Source organism: Rhizobium zaerense, from assembly GCF_051810725.1.
In the GTDB taxonomy this organism is placed as follows: domain Bacteria; phylum Pseudomonadota; class Alphaproteobacteria; order Rhizobiales; family Rhizobiaceae; genus Rhizobium; species Rhizobium leguminosarum_I.
The window spans coordinates 155369-175390 of record NZ_JBPWQY020000005.1 but is presented as its reverse complement, the minus strand read 5'-3'; the positions used below and the strand labels follow the sequence as shown (position 1 = coordinate 175390).

The 20022-nt window shown below is 58.5% G+C and carries 16 protein-coding genes and 3 pseudogenes; 17 read left to right on the top strand and 2 right to left on the bottom strand.

Translation table 11 applies throughout. The annotated features are described in order from the left end of the window. Nucleotides 1–89 precede the first annotated feature (89 nt). The 13 genes and pseudogenes from ACS4RR_RS31705 (at nt 90) to ACS4RR_RS31645 (ending at nt 12070) form a co-directional block, all read left to right on the top strand. The gene (locus ACS4RR_RS31705) at nt 90–1094 is read left to right on the top strand and encodes an ABC transporter permease (RefSeq protein ID WP_003554064.1); all 1005 of its coding nucleotides are present in this window, start codon (nt 90–92) and stop codon (nt 1092–1094) included. A gap of 3 nt (nt 1095–1097) precedes the next feature. After that, a complete protein-coding gene (locus ACS4RR_RS31700) occupies nt 1098–1955 on the top strand; it encodes an ABC transporter permease (protein WP_017968309.1) in 858 nt (285 codons plus the stop codon). A gap of 1 nt (nt 1956) precedes the next feature. Continuing rightward, nucleotides 1957–2946, top strand: coding sequence for an ABC transporter ATP-binding protein (locus tag ACS4RR_RS31695; protein WP_456190703.1), 990 nt, complete (start codon nt 1957–1959; stop codon nt 2944–2946). After that, entirely contained in the window at nt 2943–3755 is an 813-nt protein-coding gene (locus tag ACS4RR_RS31690; RefSeq protein ID WP_260111980.1) for an ABC transporter ATP-binding protein, read from the top strand. The genes ACS4RR_RS31695 and ACS4RR_RS31690 overlap by 4 nt, the downstream gene beginning before the upstream one ends. Before the next feature lie 114 nt (nt 3756–3869). Next, nucleotides 3870–4595, top strand: a complete 726-nt coding sequence (locus ACS4RR_RS31685) for a DUF2726 domain-containing protein (RefSeq protein ID WP_260111979.1) — start codon at nt 3870–3872, stop codon at nt 4593–4595. Nucleotides 4596–4685: 90 nt separating this feature from the next. Further along, nucleotides 4686–5558: a PGN_0703 family putative restriction endonuclease gene (locus ACS4RR_RS31680; RefSeq protein ID WP_260111978.1), complete on the top strand. Its 873-nt coding sequence runs from the start codon at nt 4686–4688 to the stop codon at nt 5556–5558. A 1-nt stretch (nt 5559) separates the two neighbouring features. Continuing rightward, complete coding sequence (locus ACS4RR_RS31675; protein ID WP_260111977.1) at nt 5560–6057, top strand: hypothetical protein; 498 nt, start codon at nt 5560–5562, stop codon at nt 6055–6057. A gap of 87 nt (nt 6058–6144) precedes the next feature. Continuing rightward, a pseudogene (locus ACS4RR_RS31670) lies at nt 6145–6560 on the top strand (ATP-binding cassette domain-containing protein); the annotation flags it as partial. A gap of 149 nt (nt 6561–6709) precedes the next feature. Beyond that, entirely contained in the window at nt 6710–8953 is a 2244-nt protein-coding gene (locus ACS4RR_RS31665) for a bifunctional diguanylate cyclase/phosphodiesterase (RefSeq protein ID WP_456190702.1), read from the top strand. A 648-nt stretch (nt 8954–9601) separates the two neighbouring features. Next, complete coding sequence (locus tag ACS4RR_RS31660; RefSeq protein WP_260111975.1) at nt 9602–9907, top strand: hypothetical protein; 306 nt, start codon at nt 9602–9604, stop codon at nt 9905–9907. A gap of 243 nt (nt 9908–10150) precedes the next feature. Next, nucleotides 10151–10585: a hypothetical protein gene (locus ACS4RR_RS31655; RefSeq protein ID WP_017968299.1), complete on the top strand. Its 435-nt coding sequence runs from the start codon at nt 10151–10153 to the stop codon at nt 10583–10585. A gap of 620 nt (nt 10586–11205) precedes the next feature. Further along, a pseudogene (locus tag ACS4RR_RS31650) lies at nt 11206–11510 on the top strand (hypothetical protein); the annotation flags it as partial. Further along, entirely contained in the window at nt 11465–12070 is a 606-nt protein-coding gene (locus ACS4RR_RS31645) for a hypothetical protein (protein WP_456190701.1), read from the top strand. The pseudogene ACS4RR_RS31650 and the gene ACS4RR_RS31645, both read left to right, overlap by 46 nt. 324 nt (nt 12071–12394) lie before the next feature. Here ACS4RR_RS31645 and ACS4RR_RS31640 read toward each other — a convergent pair whose 3' ends face one another. After that, on the bottom strand, nt 12395–13012 hold the full coding sequence (locus ACS4RR_RS31640; RefSeq protein ID WP_456190700.1) for a hypothetical protein: 618 nt from the start codon (nt 13010–13012) through the stop codon (nt 12395–12397). A gap of 324 nt (nt 13013–13336) precedes the next feature. Beyond that, nucleotides 13337–13667: pseudogene (locus ACS4RR_RS31635) on the bottom strand (family 4 glycosyl hydrolase); the annotation flags it as partial. Nucleotides 13668–13836: 169 nt separating this feature from the next. Between ACS4RR_RS31635 and ACS4RR_RS31630 the strand changes: the two are divergent. The 4 genes from ACS4RR_RS31630 to ACS4RR_RS31615 are packed head-to-tail and all read left to right on the top strand — an operon-like array spanning nt 13837 to nt 20011. Continuing rightward, complete coding sequence (locus tag ACS4RR_RS31630) at nt 13837–16827, top strand: ATP-binding protein (protein ID WP_456190699.1); 2991 nt, start codon at nt 13837–13839, stop codon at nt 16825–16827. Between the two features lie 15 nt (nt 16828–16842). After that, complete coding sequence (locus ACS4RR_RS31625; RefSeq protein ID WP_456190698.1) at nt 16843–17991, top strand: YcaO-like family protein; 1149 nt, start codon at nt 16843–16845, stop codon at nt 17989–17991. After that, the gene (locus tag ACS4RR_RS31620; RefSeq protein WP_456190697.1) at nt 17984–18748 is read left to right on the top strand and encodes a TfuA-like protein; all 765 of its coding nucleotides are present in this window, start codon (nt 17984–17986) and stop codon (nt 18746–18748) included. Before ACS4RR_RS31625 ends, ACS4RR_RS31620 begins: the two co-directional genes overlap by 8 nt. Nucleotides 18749–18802: 54 nt before the next feature. Next, nucleotides 18803–20011: a gluzincin family metallopeptidase gene (locus ACS4RR_RS31615; protein WP_456190696.1), complete on the top strand. Its 1209-nt coding sequence runs from the start codon at nt 18803–18805 to the stop codon at nt 20009–20011. Nucleotides 20012–20022: the final 11 nt, after the last annotated feature.

Sequence of the window (20022 nt, the reverse complement as noted above, 5' to 3'; positions counted from 1 at the left end):
TGCGCGCCGGCCCCCTAATCGGCGGGCATGTGGCATGTCCGTCGATCCTTTCCACTCGATGAAGGGAACCAGAGAGGAACCACTGCCCTATGACGTCCTATCTGATCTTTGTGCTGAAGCGGTTCGGTCAGTTTCTGCTTGTCGTATTTCTTGGCGTGACCATCACATTCTTCGTCACCCACCTGACCCCGATCGATCCGGTCGAAGAAAGCATAGGCGCGATAACGCAGATGGGTCAGTCCGATCCCAACGCGATCGAGCTGATGCGCCAGTCGCTTCGCGAGCTTTACGGCATGGAGGGCTCGATCTGGCAGCAATACCTGCATTTCTGGCTTCGGCTTGCGACCGGTGATCTCGGTCCCTCGCTGTCGGCTTTTCCCACACCCGTTTCCACCATCATCCTGCGATCCCTGCCCTGGACCATCGGGCTGATGACCGTGTCGACCCTCATCACCTTCGTGCTCGGCAATGCCATCGGCGCGCTCGCCGGCTATTACCGCAAGGACATGGTGCTGAAGGCCGTCAGCCTCGTCTTCATCGCCCTGCTTCCCATTCCCTATTATATTCTGGCCTTCGTGCTGCTGATTGTCTTCGGTTATCTCTGGCCGGTGCTGCCGATCAACGGTGGCTACGAGATGAACGCCAATCTGGACCTCTCCTTTGCCCTGGTCTTCGATATCCTGAAACACTCGATCCTGCCGGCCTTGTCGCTGATCATGGTTGGAGCCGGCAGCTGGCTGATCGGGATGCGCGCGCTCGTTTCCAACATCATCACCGAGGATTACGTCGTCTTCGCCGAGCTTGGCGGCGTTCCGAAGCGAAAGATCCTGCGCTCCTATATCGCCCGCAATGCCATGGTGCCGCAGTTCACCGGACTTGCCATGTCGCTCGGCGCGATCTTCAACGGCACGGTCATCACCGAAATCGTCTTCGGCTATCCGGGCATCGGCAACCTGCTGATCGAAGCGGTGCATGCCGGCGATTACAGCCTGGTGCTCGGCCTCAGCGCATTGTCGATCGTCGGCGTCGCCGCCGCCGTGTTCATCATCGACATTCTGAGCCCGCTGATCGATCCGCGCATCAAGGTGGAATAGAGCATGTTTACGATCGTCCGCGACCTCGCGCGCCAGAATATGGAATTCCTCTGCGGCCTGCTGCTCTTTGCCGTTATCGTCGGCTTCGTCATCTTGTCCTATTTCTCGCCCTACGGCGCGACCGACATCTATCTGCTGCCGCCGGACATGCCGCCCGACGGCGAATACTGGCTCGGCACGACCTCACGCGGCCAGGACGTTTTCTGGCAACTGACGACCGCGCTTCGCAACACCTTGTTTTTCGGCATCGGCGTCGCCTTCATTTCACGCATCATCTCGTTGGTCGTCGGCCTCGTCGCCGGCTATGCCGGCGGCGCGGTCGACCGGGTGCTGATGGCCATCAACGACAGCGTCATGGTCATCCCGCAATTTCCGCTGCTGATCCTTTTCTACTTCGTGCTGAAGGACAGCATGACTTGGACGGCGCTGATCCTCATCATGGCCTCGCTCGGCTGGTCCTACGATGCACGCCTCATCCGTTCGGTCGCAATCAGCCTAAAGACGAGATCCTTCACCACCCAGAGCGTCTATTCCGGCATGAGCATGCGCAAGATCCTCGTCGAGGAGCACCTGCCCTATGTTCTGCCGATCGTCTTCGCCACCACGATGAACAACATGATCTGGTCGATCGGCATGGAGATCACCCTGTCGGTGCTCGGCTTCACCGATATCGAGACGCCGACCATGGGCATGATGATCTATTGGGCCAATGCGCATTCGGCACTGATATCGGGCATATGGTGGTGGGTGGCCGCACCCGTCGCCGTCATCGTCGTCCTCTTCCTGGCGCTGTTCCTGCTGTCCATGTCGATGAACGAATACAATGATCCGCGCAGCCGGCTGAACCGGATGGGAAGTTAGTATGGACCCTTTGGTCGAAATCCAGAATCTGAAAGCCTATTACCGTGCCTTTCTCTTTGGCGTCGATCGCGAGGTGCGCGCCGTCGACGATATCAGCCTGACCATCGCCCGCGGCGAGGTCTATGGCGTCGCCGGCGAATCGAGCAGCGGCAAGACGACCCTGATCAAGACCATCGCCGGCGCGATCCGGCCGCCGCTACGGGTGGTGTCGGGAAAAGTAACATTCCATTTCGCCGGCGGCACCCAGGACATCTATGCGATGAGCCCGGAAGAGCGCATGGCGCTGCGCTGGCGCCACCTTTCCTATATCATGCAGGGCTCGATGAATGTGCTCAATCCGGTGCGCCGGATCCGGCATTCCTTCACCGATTTCGCCTTTCGCCACATGAACGTCAGCAGGGCGATTTTTCTCGAGAAGGTCGCCACCCACCTGCAGCGGCTGAAGCTCGATCCGCAGCTGCTCGACGCCTATCCCCACGAACTCTCCGGCGGCATGCGGCAGCGCATGACCATTGCGCTGGCGACGATCCTGACGCCGGAATTCATCATCGCCGACGAACCGACGACCGCGCTTGACGTCATCGTTCAGCGCGACGTGCTGTCGATGATCCGCGAAATCCAGCGCGAGATGGGCTCGTCCTTCCTGTTCGTCACCCATGACATGGGGGTGCATGCGACCGTCTCCGACCGCATCGGCATCGTCTATGCCGGGCGTCTTGTCGAGGAAGCGCCGACCCCCAAGCTCTTCAGCAAACCGCTCCACCCCTATACGCAGCATCTCGTCGGCAGCCTGCCGCGCATCGGCGATGCGACGGCCCGCCCTTCGCTAGAGGGACGTCCGCCGAACCTCGCCATGCCGCCGGAAGGCTGCCGGTTTCACCCGCGCTGTCCGAAGCGCATGGACATCTGCTCGCAGAAGGTTCCGCCGCTCGTCACCGTCGAGCCGGGGCGGCGGGTGGCGTGTTTTGCCGTTACGGGAGATCAGGTTTGAGCGCCCTTCTTAGCCTCTCGCATGTCACCAAAGTCTACCGACAGGGCGGCATGCTCGGCCGGCGGCTGATCACGGCGGTCAAGGACGTCAGCTTTGAACTCGGAGCGGAGCCGGAGATCCTCTCGATCGTCGGCGAATCCGGATCGGGAAAATCGACGATCGCGGCGATGATCCTCGGCCAGACCGAACCAACGGAAGGCGAGCTTCAATTCAGCGGCAAGACCGTCGCCATCCATAGCCGATCCGAACGCAAGGCTTTCATGAAAGAGGTGCAGCCGGTTCTGCAGAACCCCTTCGAAGCCTTCAATCCGCTGAAACGTGTCGATCGTTATCTCTTCGAGACCGCCCGCAATTTTTCCTTCTCGGGAAACCGGCCGGACCGCCAGCAGGCGGAGAAGATGGCGGATGCAGCACTCGTCCATGTCGGCCTGACTCTTGAAGAAGTGAAAGGCCGGTTTCCCCACGAATTGTCCGGTGGCCAGCTGCAGCGCGTCGCCATCGCCCGCGCGCTGATCCCGCAACCCCGCCTGCTGGTGGCCGATGAACCGGTCTCAATGGTCGACGCATCGTTGCGCATGGCCATCGTCAACCTCTTCGGCCGGCTGAAAGCTGAGCTCGGGCTTTCGATCGTCTACATCACCCACGACCTCGCCACCGCCTATTACATCAGCGACAACATCATCATCATGCGCAAAGGCGAAATCGTCGAGCGAGGACGGGCGCGGGCGGTGTTGGATGATCCGCAGCATCCCTATTCGCGGGCGCTCAAGGACGCGGTGCTGGCGGCGGATTTTAGTGCGGCGGTGTGAGTGGGGGAGGATAAGGCAAATGATGCGTCTGTCCTGAGGGACCTAATTCTTTTGAGTGGCTTTCGCACATGCTCCACGCGTTCTACTATCTGAGCGGGAAATCTGGAGAGGGGCATGCACTATCGCCAAAGGTCGGTGCTGTTTGCAGCACCTGGACTTATTATCGGGGCTGCCGCACTAGGCGCTTCGGGCGCTTTAACGATTGCAGATTTCGATGAGCCAGAACTGCTGATTGCCGTCCTGTTTGTCGGTCTCATCATCGGTATGGCCATTGAGCAGATCTTAGGCACGACGAGAAAGCAGGCGTGGCGGGAGAGAAACAGGTCGCGCTGGGAGGAAAAGCGCAGCACCGAGCGCATCGTCCCGGGACCTCCGCTTCAGACGCCAGCTGCGGAACCATTGCGACCATTGGACGCCACGGATCAACTGCGTATCGTGATGCGCTCGTCTTTCACCGTTCAACCATTGCTGAACAAAAGCGAAGCCCGGGTATTTCGGGAGCTGGACAGCATCGTGATCGGCTGCAATTCTTCCTGGCAGGTAATGGCGCAGGTGTCGTTGGGCGAAATCCTCCGAAGCACCGATGCGGACGCCTACAGGTGCATCAACTCCAAGCGGGTCGACTTACTGCTCGTAGACAGCAATTGCCAACCGCGGCACGCAATCGAATATCAGGGCGGAGCACACCATCAAGGCACCGCGGCCGCACGCGATGCGGTAAAGAAGGAGGCGCTGCGACGCGCCGGTATAGGCTACCACGAGGTGGTGGCCGGCCATACGACCCCGTCGGAACTCAGGCGAATAGTCGAAACGCTGGTGGACAAACCAATTGCCAGCTAACGCGCTCCCGTCACTCATGCCTATGCCGCCGAGCCACTTCCATCAGAAGAAACCACCGCCTCGTCTTGATGGTATGGAGACGCAACTGCGATGACATCCGATTTCCAGGCAGTTCGCGAAAATCTGTTTCCGGCCAGCCACGGAGCCATCGAGCACTGGGAAGCATTCCCCTGGCATCGTGACCGAACCAACCGGATTCAGGCGCATAAGGCACATTCATCTCAAGCCATCGCAATCGATGTGTTCGGCACGGTCAAGATGAGCACGGATCGCGACCGCATCTTCGATGCCATCGCCGCAAGAGTTGGCGTGGCACCGGGCGGCCCGTGGGCGATAACACTCGAGTGGACGGACACCGATCGGCTGCTGGGAGAACCGAGGCCTACGCAAGTCGATGCACTTGCTGTTGGCTCACTGGCTGCGCTCGTCATCGAGTGCAAATTCACCGAACCCGGAGGACAATGTAGCCAAACGGCCATGTTGAGCTCGGGCGAGCGCCAATGCAACGGAAGCTATGCCGACCAAATCAATCCGGTTAACGGCTTGCGCGCGCGCTGTGCTCTTACAGGCAAGGGCATTCGTTACTGGGAGTATATCCCAAGGGTCTTCGCGCTCGATCCGGCTGTCGACCACACGCCCTGCCCTTTTAAGGCGGACTCCTATCAGTGGATGCGCAACGCCGTGCTGGCAGCAGCGTTTGGCAAGCACCACAAGCTTCAAGCGGCCGCCCTCGCAGCCTTTGCCGATCATCCTAGTTTTCCGACGGCACGGAAAGCGAAGCGAGGCCTGCTAGACGCGAGTCTCGGTGGCCACGCTGCCATTACACCCATTTCCTACCAGCAGATCACTGCGATCGCTTGTCATGTCGGCCTCGACCAAGAACTTTGGACCGGCCTTTCTGCATGGGTTGATCGAAAGATCGCAGGCGCGGCGTTACGAAGATCGGAACTCCAAGAGGTTTGAAATGGATGCTGATATCTGGGATCGAGCCTTTTATGACGACGGCGAATGGGTTTCCTGGTCCGATGTGGAAGAACAGCTCCGATATCATGAGTGGCGCGCCAAATATCCGAATGCGGTCACATCTTTGATACCGTATTTTCAGGAGCTCTTGTCGCTGGCACAAGACTACCATCTTGCGACTGGTCGCCATCTCAATGCATACGGCGACATTGGGGAACTCTTCGGCGCCATCACCTACGGAATAAGGCTGAACAAGAATTACGCGCAGGGCGCCGATGGTAGGCTTGGCAACGATCACATTGAGATCAAAACCATCACGCCATTCAAGTCCAATGACGAGGTTTCCGTAAAGGTGTCAGGCAATTTCAGCAAGCTGCTCGTCGTGAAGATCAATGCCGACTTTGAAGTCTCATCCCGGATGGTCGATCGCTCGAAGCTTCCTAAAACGGCTAAACCTCTCTTGAGGATAAGGTGGAGTGATCTGCCTCACATCGGATGACGACTTCATCAGCAACCAACGGATCGGTTCTTTCGTGAGCGGATTTTCAGTGATCATAGCAGAGATCGCGGAGGGTCCGTACCGGAAGAGATGATGGCCGACGTAGCCTTGGTGCATGTCGGCCTGACCCTTGAAGAGTGAAAGGCCGGTTTCCCCACGAATTGTCCGGTGGCCAGCTGCAGCGCGTCGCCATCGCCCGCGCGCTGATCCCGCAACCCCGCCTGCTGGTGGCCGATGAACCGGTCTCAATGGTCGATGCATCGCTGCGCATGGCCATCGTCAACCTCTTCGGCCGGCTGAAAGCTGAGCTTGGGCTTTCCATCGTCTACATCACCCACGACCTCGCCACCGCCTATTACATCAGCGACAACATTATCATCATGCGCAAAGGCGAAATCGTCGAGCGAGGACAGGCGCGCAGTGTCTTGGACAACCCGCAGCATCCCTATTCGCGGGCGTTGAAGGATGCGGTGCTGGCGGCGGACTTCAGCGCGGCGACATAAGCGCTGCGGGCAAGATGCGGGAATGCTACGTCTGTTACCCCGGATCCAGGACGAACAGGCAATTTTCCTTTATAGGACGCCGGCAGGTTTAGCGTTGCCTTAAAGAAACCGTGCAAGGATGAGGGCTTCTCATCCACGCCGGCAACCTGATGAAACTTCGAAGAAATCTCGCTCGCTCTGTCATAAGCCATATCAGCGCATTCGCTCCGGCAATATTTGCGGCCATTATTGCGGCAATCGTCGTCTGGATGGCAACGAACTGGCGGCTGGAGCGATCGCTGGCCGATGAACGCTCGATCGTTGCCGGCGAGCTTGCCACCATATCCTCACGGCTTCAGACAAACCTCAACAGCAATGTGAAGCTGTTGCAGGGGCTGGCGGCTGGCATCGCAGTCAATCCGGCGATGGACCAGAACGGATTTTCCAAACTTGCCGCTGAGATCCTGAAGCCCGATTCACAATTGCGAAGCTTCGCCGCCGCGCCCGGCATGGTGGTCAGGTGGGTTTATCCGGAGAAAGGAAACGAAAAGGCCATCGGGCTCGACTACCGAACCAATGAGAAGCAACGGGCTGCCGCGATGCTGGCGCGCAACACGCACAATATTGTTCTGACAGGCCCGGTGGAGCTTATCCAAGGTGGAACCGGTTTTGTGGTCAGGTACCCTATCTACATCAATGACGGAAAAAGCCAGAATTTTTGGGGCCTGCTTTCCGGGATAGTCGACATACCCAAGCTTTACCAGGAAAGTGGCCTTGCTTCGACCGAGCTCGAGATTGCTATCAGCACCGTACCGGAGCCGAATGCGCCCAAACAGGTTTTCTTCGGCAGCCTGGCAACGTTTTCCAGGAAACCGGTCCAGGCATCCGTCGATATAACCTATGGCCGATGGGCTCTCGCCGCACTGCCAAAGCAGGGTTGGGGCCAAAATAATGGGATCGGCATTTTTGAATTCTACGCGAGCCTGTTGGCATTATGTGTCGTTGCGCCGATTGTCTGGATCGGCTTTCTGACAAAATCGCGCCAAAGAACGATCGAAAAGCTTCGCCTTCACAAGAAAAAGCTCGTTCGCGCACGACAGCGGCTGGAGTACCTGTCATTGCATGACGCATTGACAGGGCTTCCCAACCGACGATTTGTCGACCGGATGATCTCGCAACCGCCGAGACCCAGTCCACAAGATTGTCTGATATTCATTCATATCGACCTGGATCGATTTAAAGAGATCAACGACACCAAAGGGCATGCCGGCGGTGACGCGGTCTTGCAAGCAACGGCTTCGCGCCTTGCCGATTTGGCTGGTCCCAACGACGTAGCGGCTCGCATCGGTGGAGATGAATTCATCTTCGCCAGCTGGAGTACCGATCCGGAGCCGAAGGCAAACGCGTTGGCCCGGCAAATTGTCGATACGCTCGACCAACCCCTGTTCATTGACGGTGCGGCCTGTGTTGTCGGGGCAAGTGTCGGGGTCGCCTGGGAGAGTGAAGGTGCCCTCGGGCGGGACCTCGGCCAATTGCTTCTTAATGCCGATTTGGCTCTGTACGAGGCGAAGAAGGCGGGCCGCGGCCGCGCGGCGGTTTTTACGGAAGAGCTTCGCAGCGCCGCGATCCATGCGAAAGAATTGGCGGACGAATTCAACCATGCGCTCGATCGCGATGAGCTCGTTGCATTCTTCCAACCGCAGTTCGATGCAGACACATTGGATATTGTCGGCGTCGAGACACTTGCCCGTTGGGATCACCCGCAAAAAGGTCTGCTCGCCCCGGACAAATTTCTTGAGGTCGCGGAAAGGCTGGGGCGCACCGGCGACATGGATAGGCTGATCCTGCAAAAGGCCCTGTTTGAGCTGACAAGATGGGACAGCTTGGGAATGCAAATTCCCCGTGTTTCGGTCAACATTTCAGCGCGTCGACTGGCGCAGGCAAATCTGCTTGCCGAACTGTCCGAGCTTCCCATAGCGAAGGGTCGCTTGTGTTTCGAGCTGCTCGAGACAATCTCCTTTAATGCTCTTCAACCTGTTCTCAACGAGATCATTCCCGCCGTCAAAAAGCTTGGCATCGAAATCGAGATCGATGACTTCGGCACCGAACATGCCAGTATCGTCAGCCTGCTTCGATTTGAGCCGCGACGGCTGAAGATCGATCGCGAAATTATCAAGCCGATCATCGCGTCTCCATCGCAGCGCCGCCTGGTCTCCTCCATTATCGAAATCGGCCGATCGCAGAACATCGACATCGTTGCAGAGGGCGTGGAGACCATGGAGCATGCGAAAATCCTGAAAGACCTCGGTTGCCATATACTGCAAGGTTACGCTCTGGCACGACCAATGCCCTCGGGGCAGTTGATCGAATTTTGCCGTATAAAGGACAAAGGAATGACAGAGGCAGGCCGATAGCCAAACCCTGTATTCCGGGTATGAGTATTTTTCGTCCGTGTTTCTCTATTGTTTTGTGGCCGCCTTTAGCACGCACTGCGGGAAAGATGCGGCAATGTCTGTCACCCGGCGCGATCTTTTTTCGGGCGCACCGAAATACGATCGATCCGGGCTTCACCTTCCAAAGACTTTACAGTTGCGCCGAAAGCTCTTCCGCGGATATCACCCCTGACCATGACGGGCGCGATATTCGATCTCAATCTGGTTCATGTGATTTTCTCAAGTTTCTCTCTGACGACCGTTCCAGGCAGTAGAAACGTTGTTCATTCTAACATCCGAGTTTGTTCGAGCCGGCACTGCGCAGCTTATGAATGTACATTTTGAGATACAACTAAGAGTTCAATATTTGCTTATTTTTCTCAAGTGGGACGAAAAATATCGGGCGTTCATTCGAAATGACTATCGTCTACTGAGGCCATTCCGGTGAATGCCGGTCCTTGCCACAGATTTCAGCCGGCGATGTAAGCGCCGCATGGAAGATGCGGCGAGTGCGGGCGTCTGCCACCGGATTGGTAGTCAATCGACGAGGATCGGTTCTGCAAAGTTTCAATTGACCGTTTCCGATGGCGAGGCGACACTCGCAACCTGTAGCGAGGCAGGAGGAAAACGATGGACGACACAGACCGCTGGCGCGACATGGTAAGCGCACCGAGAGACGGTAGCCGGATCCTCGTCACGATTCGCCCGTCCGAACAGGGGCCGGCAGAAGTTGACCTCGCCTACTGGTCGCATGGCGATCAGTTCGGTGCAGAAGGCTGGCGCGCTTCTGATTCCTCGCCCGGGCACATCATCGAATATGCCGAGCCGGAATTGAAGTGTTGGATGCCGATGCCATCGGCCAACCTCAACCGCACCTCGATGCCCTCCCCCTGGGAAGGCGACGATGACCAGGAGCTCTACGGGTCAGGGATCTGAGAACGCGCGCGATGGTGCGTTGTTGCGATACGCGGCGGGTGACAAATCCAGTTGAAAATGACCCGAGGCCGCCAACTCAGCGGCGCCTTAAGGCAGCCGCGCGAACGGCGTGTCGTCGATTCCGGCTTCCGTTCCACTTCAACGCAGGTGCCGTTTTCAATCGTGATTGGACATCGGCTGCGACCTGAGCGACGCTGTCTTCGGGAGGCGGACCATCTATTTTTCCGGAGATAGGAGGCCGAAATGGAACAGTACGCATTAGACCAGTTGAAAAGCATCGCAACTGTCAGCCCGACCTGCAAGCGCCTTGAAATGACTTGGCGCGAACGGCTTGAACGCTGGGCCGAAAGTCTCGAAGGCAGCCCCAGACCGTTTCTCAAGACACTTCACGAAACCGAGTATCAGCCGATGGCCGATCGGCTTGCTCTCAGGGCTGACGGCACGCCGATCTCTGTTGCATTCGCTGATCCCATGCTGCGGGCGGCAGGAATGGAAAACGACAGTTATGGAGAGGCCAAACGGTTCTTCGAACTCGGCGATGAGCAATTGCATGATCTTGTGTGCTTCTGCCATTTCGGTGAACGCGTCAGCGCGGCAGTCGTCGCTCGCCGTTTGCGAAAGATGGCAGGCTGCAAACCAAGCGGGTTTTTCGCTCAACTTCGTGCGTTCTTTGGTTGATTGAGGCGAAAGGCCACCATCTGACGTGCTGGTCGGAGATGCATCGATCCCCGTCGCGGGTGGCACGCGCGACGCCCCACGCCGGATCGGTCGGGTCGTCGCTCCTGCGGCATAGACTATCGCTGACATTTTGAGGGGGCAGATTTCTGGAGCAGTTGGCTCCCGCAGGTCAACTGGCGGGTCCAGGGTTTCTGCCCTGGCCGACCACGCCCCCAAGGGACTTGGGTCAGGGCGTCCACCAACAGCACCCACATTCTATGTCAGCGTGCCGTGAAAGATGCCTCGCCGAGCGACTATCCAGTCAGGCAGACGCTTGAAGAGGCCGTATCGCTACTTACCGCAAGCTAACCACGCGCTTGCCATTGTAGGTGATTTAACGGAAAGTCCTCGGCGTGGCCCTTGAGGCCTGGGCAGCCTGCCATGAACGGAGAACGCCGTGCCTCTGAAAAACATTTTTGCCGCAGCAGCAATCGTCTTCATGACACTCTCAGGATGCGCAACCAGTGGATCGGACAACACGACCTATGCACAGCCGCTGGGGATTGGCCCAGTTCGCGGCAATATCGGCGGTTACTAGCCGATAGAGGGTGTTTCGACCGCTTTAGAAACACAGCCTGGCTGTTTACGACGAACCAACCTCGGCGCTCGATCCGATGTCATGGTCGCTGTCGCGCAGGAAGGCGTGACGATGATGATGGTGACCCACGAAATGGGCTTTGCCCGCGAGGTCGCGCAACGCGTGGTGTTCATGGATGCCGGCGGCAAGATCCTGCGCCACTCGTTCCGCCCGTTACGTGACTCGGTCACGGCTCCGACGAGACCTCACCGCGTTTACCACCCAAGGATCGCAGGTGACAGTCTCGATGGGGGATATCTGGAATGTCGATCTTGCTCAGAGGTTTGTCGTCCCTATTGGTCGGACTAACATTGGCGGCGCCCGCCTCTGGCAATTGCTTGAGCGCTAAAGAAACCAGGCAGGGCGTGCTGCTTACCAGAGAAGTGCCTTTCTTTTCCGCGTTCTACAAGCCGGACGGTCCGGGCCTCACCGAACAACGGCTGATGGAGCGTAACCGTTCACTGCAGCCGGTGTCGGCTGTATATTTGCACCCCTTGCTCGTCGAAAAGAGAGTTAGTGCCAGCGGGACGCATGAGCTGAAATACGCGAATGCGATTACGTTAGACGATCTACCACAGAAGAAGAACTGGCAATCCGAGACTACGCTTTTCATCAATGGCAAAAAATCCGTTTCGGGCGCGACTATTATTAGGTTCGACGGCTGGGGAGAAGAAACGATCGCGTCTTGTTCCTACAAAGTTTGGGCCGTCAACAGCCGTCTCGAACTGACGGGATTGCCTCCGATTATTTTTGAACAATACTATTCCCCCGAGCTCCGTCTCGTTCTTCGTTCGGTAAGGCTGGGCCCCTCCAACCAGCCGTTGAGCGAGGTTCGATTTGATCGGTTCCAAATTGGCTGGGGCAACTGATTGATCGTGAGGTCAGACTGCCAGTACGAAAGCAGCTTCGCATCAATTTCCTGAATGCTGAGCGACCGCCTCCGAACTAAACTGATCTTCGGGAGACGGCCATGAGCTATCGAGTAGATCCGATCGACAAAGCCAACCACGTGCGGGACCAACTCCGACTGATCGAAACGGCATCACACGTCTTTGGTCAAAGAAACTGTGTCGGCCGCGTGGACACCACGTCGATTTGTTCTCTCGGATCTCGCACTGCCAACCTTCTTAGCACCACTCGTCATTCTTAAGGTCAAGTTGTTCGTGAGCGCGGTTCCTTTAAATCAGTCGGCTTCATCGCCTGTCTTTGGAAATAGGTACAGGACATTCGATCCGTTCGCGCGTGACAGTCCCAGTCGTTCGACGGCCGGAGCTTCGTTCTCCCACGCTTTGGATCGCCGATACGAGCCCCTCACGCTGGCGATAGTAGTCAGGCTTGGTAGGCAGCGTCAGACCGAACTGTTCGAGCATGCGCTCAATCAGGTCCATGGCCTCGGCTGCAAGACCCGCATAACCTTCCTGGCGCTTTTCAAAGAAGCCATCGTACCCGGGCCTAGAGAGATCGAGGCTATCCAACGCATAGTTGAGGTTCTTGACCCGGTTCGACAGCCACAAGATTTCGTCTGACAACTCGGTAGCGAAAAGCTTCCAATCGGCGTCCTTCGGAAGCGAAAGGACAGGATCCGGAACGTGAAACACGAATTCGCCTTCATCCATCGGATTGAATTCTGGGATGTCCCGGACTGCCGCATAGCTCGCTCCGGCGAAGTCGTCGAGCGCCAACACCGTCATCATTGCCAGATTTCTCGCCTCGCTTCTGGGGCGTCGATTGATCTGCTTTTTTGCGAGCTGAATTACCGTGGGGATGCAGGCGCCAGCTGTTAAGCCAGCGGCAGCAATCAGCGCTCCCATTACCATTATTCCTTGAGTAGTTTCGAAGAATTGCGTCAAAAGTCACCTCATTCGATTGGAGATGCGGGTCACGTCAAAAGCACGCGCAGACGGAATCAGAGCTGGTTTCCCTGACGTCACTAGGCGTCTTTGCTGAGCACCGGCGGCAGCTTCTTTGGCAAGGAGCTGTCAGTTCAAAATTGAAGTCAGCATATCAAGTGAGATCGAACGGTATCGCTTTCAAGGACCATTTGTTGATTGAGTAGATCGGCTTCATCCTCACGCAAAGAGCCCCGCGGTTGTTGCGACCGCGGGGCTCCTTGACGCCTTACCCGGGAGAGGGGATCAGGCGGCCTGTACCTTGCGGGCCGTGCGCGCCCATTCGGGCAGCCAGTCGCCGTGGGTGGCGAGCAGATCGTCGACCAGCGACCAGATCTGGTCGAGGTCGAGTTCGGCGGCCGTATGCGGGTCCATCATCGCGGCGTGATAGATGTGCTCGCGATTCTCGGTCGTCAGCGCCTGCACCGTCAGCTCCTGGACGTTGATATTGGTGCCCCCTCCAACGCTCGATCTGCTCGATGCAGCGCTTCGGATATTCGTTGAGCGGAATACTGAATTTCTCGATCAGGTCCTCGCGGCCCTCCTTGATGAAGAGCATACGCCAAACAGCATGGTGAGCCAGAAGCGATGCGGCCGGGCATGCGTCGCGGGTTTGAAGAGCGCATGATTATCAAGCCGCAGTCCAACAACCGATTCATAAATTAGCATCGCCGCACGAAAAGCTTGCATGCAAGCTATAAATCGGATGTCCTGAGAAAGGCTTCTGTGGTGTTGGGCGACCCGGCATGAAAAACCTCGACGCGCGAATTCGGTTTACAGGTGAGCGGCGACAGGTCACTGCCCTTTTCTATGACATCGTCGGCTCGACGGAGCTCTTGTTGCGGAGCGAGCCGGAGAAATTCTTTCGCTCCGTGTCGGCTTTACATCAGAGCGCCGAGACGATCATAAAAAAGCATGGAGGCTTTCTTCATCAGCGGCTCGGTGATGGGGGATGCTGTTTCTTCGGATATCCCGATCAATCCGAAGATGCGGCTGAAAGTGCGGTACAGGCTTCGTTGGAATTGTTGGGCATTGCAACGAGCACCAAGGGCAAGGCGCGCACCGCTTTCAGGCTGCGGATCGGGGTTGCCACAGGTCTTGTCGTATTCTCCACGCAAGGAGACGAGATCGTCGGCACAGCACCGATCCTGGCGGCTCGCTTGCAAGCAGAGGCCGAACCGAATTCGGTCCTGGTCGCAGATTCGACCGTTCAGCTCACGCGACACAAGTTCAACTATAGCCTGGTGCGGAAGGCCAAACTCAAAGGCTTCGAAGAGCCGTTTGCGCTCTGGCGCCCGCAGGAACTCGATCGATCAACGGCCGCGCTGTCGCCATCCAATGAATGGGACCGGCCGATAAGAGGCAGGGAAAGAGAGCTTGCCGCTCTTTCGAGCGCCTGGAATTCAGCTCTCGACGGCAAAGGCAGTTCGATCACCGTGGTCGGAGAGGCAGGCATCGGCAAATCCAGACTGATGGGCGAATTCGCCCGCAGTCTATCGCAAACTTCGCACGAGACCCTGATCTTTCAGTGCGGCAGGCGCCTCGAGAGCCAGCCTCTGCACCCTTTTATGTCGTTTCTTGAGAGGCTTGTGGCCGAACCTTCGGTTCTGAAGGATGGCGACAGGGGCGCTTTCATGCAGGCTCTTGAAGCATCCGGCCGAGACGTCGACGCAGGCATCGTCGACACCATTCTCTCATTTACGTCAGACCGATCGCCGGCGACCTCGCGCAATATTCGCGTGTCGGATCTGTCGGGGCGGGCATTCAGACGGAAGGTCATCGAAGCCGCTGCCGACATCCTGACGTGCAAAGCGACTGGCATTCCGACGCTCCTCGTCTTCGAGGATGTGCACTGGGCTGACGGCATGACGTTGGAACTGATCGATCGGCTTGGGTTGCTCGCAGGCAGGTTGCCGATCCTCGTCGTTCAGACATCGAGGATCAGACGATCCCTGGCACTGGCGACCGAGATAGAATTATCCGGATTGGCATCTGCGGCGGTTCGCGATCTCGTCGCCTCGGTCTGGCGTGAGCGTCCCCCGCCGGGCCTGTCCGATTTCATTCTGGATCAATGCGATGGCATGCCGCTCTACGCGGAAGAACTGGCCAACTTCTTCCTGGGAAGGCAACCCTTGGGCAAGGCCGCATCCGAATGGAAAGGGCTGCTTCTGGAAGGTGGCGTCAGCTCGCTGAATGATCTGCTTTCCGCCAGACTCGCGGCGACCGGATCCGCACGACGGGCGGCGCAATTTGCGAGCGTCATCGGCCGCGAATTCAACATCTCGCTGCTCGCCTACCTTCTCGAAGGGGTCAGCCGGCAGACGGTGGAGGTCGCGGTCGAGCGGCTTGTTTCCCAAGGCATCATCGAGCCTTCATCCGCCACGCCCGGCTCCTTTCAGTTCCGGCACGTACTCACTCAGGAAGCGGCCTACAGCAGCCTTCTCAAAAGCGACAGACGACGCATACACAGGCGGATCGCCGAACTCCTGATCGGAGAAGCAAAACCCAGTCTGCCGGCTGCCATCGCGGCCTGGCAATGCGCCGAAGCAGGCTTGCACGACGCCGCGGCCAGGTTTGCCCTGGCGGCGGCCGAGGCGAGCGTTCTGCGCTCCGCCATGCACGAGGCGAACGTGTCGCTCGAGCTCGGCACGCAGGAGGTCGACAGCCTTTCGCGGCGCCATCCCGATCACACCGAACTGGCATTGGGCCTGCTCGAACTTCAGGGGGTCGTTGCGACCGCACTGGAGGGAGAGGGCTCGGAAAGCGCGCGCCGGGCCTACTCCCGCGCAATGCAGCTTTTGAGGAAACAGGCCTCGGCTGTCCGGTCGAAACATTTCCCGGTCTATTGGGGATGGTGGTTCACGGCGCCCAATATTCTGACGCAGCAGTCTCGTGCGCGCATCCTCGTCGGCGACATGCAAGCGGTCGAAGATCAGGAGACGCGGCTGCAATCCTATCACTGCGGATGGGCGACGAGCTTCCATGCCGGCGAGCACGAATTCTGCCTCGATTGCGTCGCCAGAGGCCTTGATCTTTACGACCCAGAAAGCGCGGTCAGAAATCGCGCCTTCTTCGGCGGACATGATGCCAAGGTCTGCGGCTTGGGCGAGAGCGCCCTGTCCTACCTGCTTCTCAACGATGCCGATGCCAGTGAACATGCGATCAGACAGTGCCTGGACTGGGCGGCCTCGACCGATCATGCCGGGAGCATGGTTCACGCGCTTTATTACGCCATCGTCCTTCGCCGCTGCCAAAGCAGATATGACGATGTCCATGACCTCGGCGAACAAATGCTGGCGCTTGCCGAGCGACACGGCCTCGCCGCCAGCCAGGCGCGCGCCAACATGTATTGCGGCTGGGCGGAGCTGATGACGTCGTTTGCCGAACGGGGTGAAGAGCGATTCCAACACGGTCTGCTGCTCCAGCAGCAGTTGGGCACCGACGATAATTTTTCCATGCACAGCGACATGCATGCGCAGGTGCTGCAGCGGCTCGGCAAGCCTGCTGAAGCCCTGGCGACCATTCACAATGCGATCAATGTCGGCCGCAACAGCGGTCAACGGTTCTGGCTGGCCGAACTCTACCGCCTCAGCGCAAGACTGAGACGAGATCTGAACGACCCTCCATCCTTGATAAGGAGAGACCTGATGAGGGCGGTGCAGATTGCCGAAGGACAAAAAGCCGCCTGGCTGGCCGAAAGGGCAAAGCGCGCCTTAGACGGACTGCCAAGGTCGTAGGGCCAGGAGGAGGCGATGGACCACGGGGTGCTAGACAACATCTTTGATGCCCCTACCCTCTCGCCCCCTGATCCCTGGCAGACGGTGCGGCGCATCCTGGCGCGCAAGCACGAATACGGGATCACCAGGCTGGGCTCGGTAACAGAGCTCGACCGGATCGGCATCCCCGTCGTCCAAGTTATCAGGCCGCGCTCCCTTTCCGTCGCAGTCAGCCAAGGAAAGGGTTTGACCCTTCCGCTTGCGGCGATATCGGGCCTGATGGAATCCCTGGAGGGATGGGCCTCGGAGCGGAATGCCCCAGAGCGCGTCTTCAAAGCGGCTTTCCGCGAGATGAACGAGCAGAAATTCTGGTCGCACCTCGGCTTCGGGCGAGAGGCGGAGAGGCTTTCCTGGATCGACGGGCTGGATCTCGCTTCGGGCCGGAGAACCCCTGTCCCGCTTGCCCTTGTCGACTCCGCCTACACCGTCCCCTCGCCTCATCCGCATTGGATGCCCAGAGACACAACGGGTCTGGCAGCCGGCACCAGCCTGCAAAGCGCGGCCTTGCATGCCTGCCGGGAGATTCTGGAGCGACAGGCGCGATGCACGGCGATGAAAACGCCGCATTTCTTCGACCGCTTCCAGATCGACTCCCGGTCGGTCCACTCAGGCAGCGCCGGGGAAATCATGCGACGGCTGGCCAAGGCGGGGTTTGTCGTCGGCATCTGGAAAATCCCGGCGCCGCACGCGCTGCCGATCTACTGGTGCCACGTGATGGAAGATGCAAGCAGAGCCCCCTTTGCGCCCTTGCCGGCAGAAGGCTTCGGCTGCGACTTCAGCCATGATCGCGCGCTGACGAGCGCATTGCTCGAAGCGTGTCAATCGCGGCTGGGGGTGATCTCGGCTGCGCGCGACGATATTAGCAGCGAAGTCTACGCATATGCCGATGCTTCGGAGCTTGCCGCATGGCGCGCGCAACTCGTAAAGGGCGGCAGCTCCTACCGCCCCGATGAAGGTCCTGTCGCCAGCGGCCGCTCCATCCTGGCGATCGCCGAGGCGTTGAAGCTGGCCGGCGCAAAGGCGGCGATCCTTGTGGTTCTTCATTCGGATGATCGCATCCCTCTTCACATCGTCCGGGTGGTTGCTCCTCCGCTGGAAACAAATCCGGAGGCGGATCTTGCGTGACGATGTCGTAGTCTTTCTCGGCCCCACCCTCTCCACGACGGAAGCGCGGAAATACCTGGAGGCGATCTATCTACCTCCGGTCGGCTGCGGTGATGTCGTGCGCGCCGTGGCGGACTACGCTCCGTCGGCGATCGTGCTGATCGACGGCGTCTTCGCGCAGCGCCCCGCCGTTCGCCACCAGGAAATTCTCTGGGCGATGGCCCGAGGGCTCCGCATATACGGCGCGGCCAGCATAGGCGCGCTCAGAGCAGCGGAGCTCGCTCCCCAGGGAATGCTCGGGCATGGGCTGATCTACCGGTGGTACCGACGGCAGCCGCTCGCCGACGATGCCGATGTCACGGTGCCGATGGCTCCCGTCGAGCTGGGCTCGCGCGCATTTGGTGATGCTCTCATCGACATCAGGCTGAGCCTGAAAGAAGCGGAACGCGTCGGGATCATCGAAAGACGGCTGAGACATCAGCTTGAGTTCCTGGCACGCTCGCTGCACTTCAGCGAAAGGTCGTTCGCCAGGCTTTTCGCAGCGGCAGAAAACAATCTCAGCGATGTGGACCAGCTCGCAGTTCTAAAGGCGTGGTTGAAAGCCGGAGCCATAAACCAGAAGCAAACCGACGCTGTAAATCTCCTGATATATCTGGCCGATCACAAGATCAATGTTCTGAACGAGCCTCTTTCCTTCGAGTTTGAACTTACGGAATCATTCGCCAACGACATGGAGTACTACGGAATGCTCGACATGCTATTGTCGAAATGCCAGTAGTACTGGTATAGTTCAAGATCGCTCGGCGCTGGGCAACGAGCGGTGGGGGCAGCTTTGGATGCCATCGCACATTCACGGGGAGCAGGCGACAGGTCGGCTTTGGAGCGGCCGCTCGGAACGCGTTTCCTTGTCTTTCCGCAGCCATCCTTCATTTCCGGTTACGAAAAGCCTGAAGTGGTATGGATCGGACCTTCAGCGGGACCCATCCTGGCAGGGCCGTCCGACAGCCGGATCTATGTGGCAAATCCCATCGAACCGAAATCGCCCTATGCCGCGCCTTATATCCCTCCCTATCCCGGCCTTTTGCAGCCGCCTGCAGAGCCCGGCCCCGACGGGCATTTCGATCACATAGGGCCTGGCTCACCGGCATTTCTTTCGACACACAGCTATGCCTGCGCCCGCCGGATTCTCGATATCTGCGAGAGCTATGCTGGGCGCCCGATTGCCTGGTTCTTCGAGCCGACGCTGGAACGGCTGGAAATCGTTCCCCGCATTCCCCATTGGCAGAATGCGCAATCCGGCTTCGGCTTTCTGGAACTCGGCGAGAGCGAGCCGGAAAGCCCGACATCCTGTTTCGCGCTGAATTTCGACGCGGTTGCCCATGAAATGGGGCATCTCATTCTGCTGAGTGAACTTGGGATCCTCGAAGGCGACGGATCCGGCAGCGACTTCTTTTCCTACCACGAAGCGATCGCCGATTTCATATCGCTCTTGGGATTGCTGCAATTCGATACCGCGCTCGACCGGCTGCTTCGGCGCACAAGAGGCAATCTGCTCCTGCACAACGAACTCGACAAATTTGCCGAACTCAGCGACGAAAAGCAGCTTAGATCGCTCAACAACTCGCTTCGCATCGGCGATGTCAGCCAGGAAGTGCACGACCGATCGAAGCCCTTTGCGGCGGGCCTGTTCGACTGCCTCATCGAGGTCTACCAGTCGCTGCTGTTCGAGCGCGGACTGTCGAAGATCAATCCCAGGAAGTTCAGCGATCTTCGCCAGCAGATGGCGCCGGCGCTGATAGAAGAAGGATTTCGGGCATCGGCGACATCCTATGACGTCACGCATTTCGCCACGAAAGCCGCTCTGCAGGAGGCACGGGACGTGGTGGGCGAAGCTGTGACGCGCTCCTGGACGTATCTCGACCCCGATAGCCTGACCTTCGAGGCTGCGGCTTCGGCCTTGCTCGAGGCCGCCTGGCGGGGGCGCGGGCGGACTTATATCGACCAGCTGGAAGATTGCATGAGGTGGCGCGGCATTCTTTAACCAAACGACGG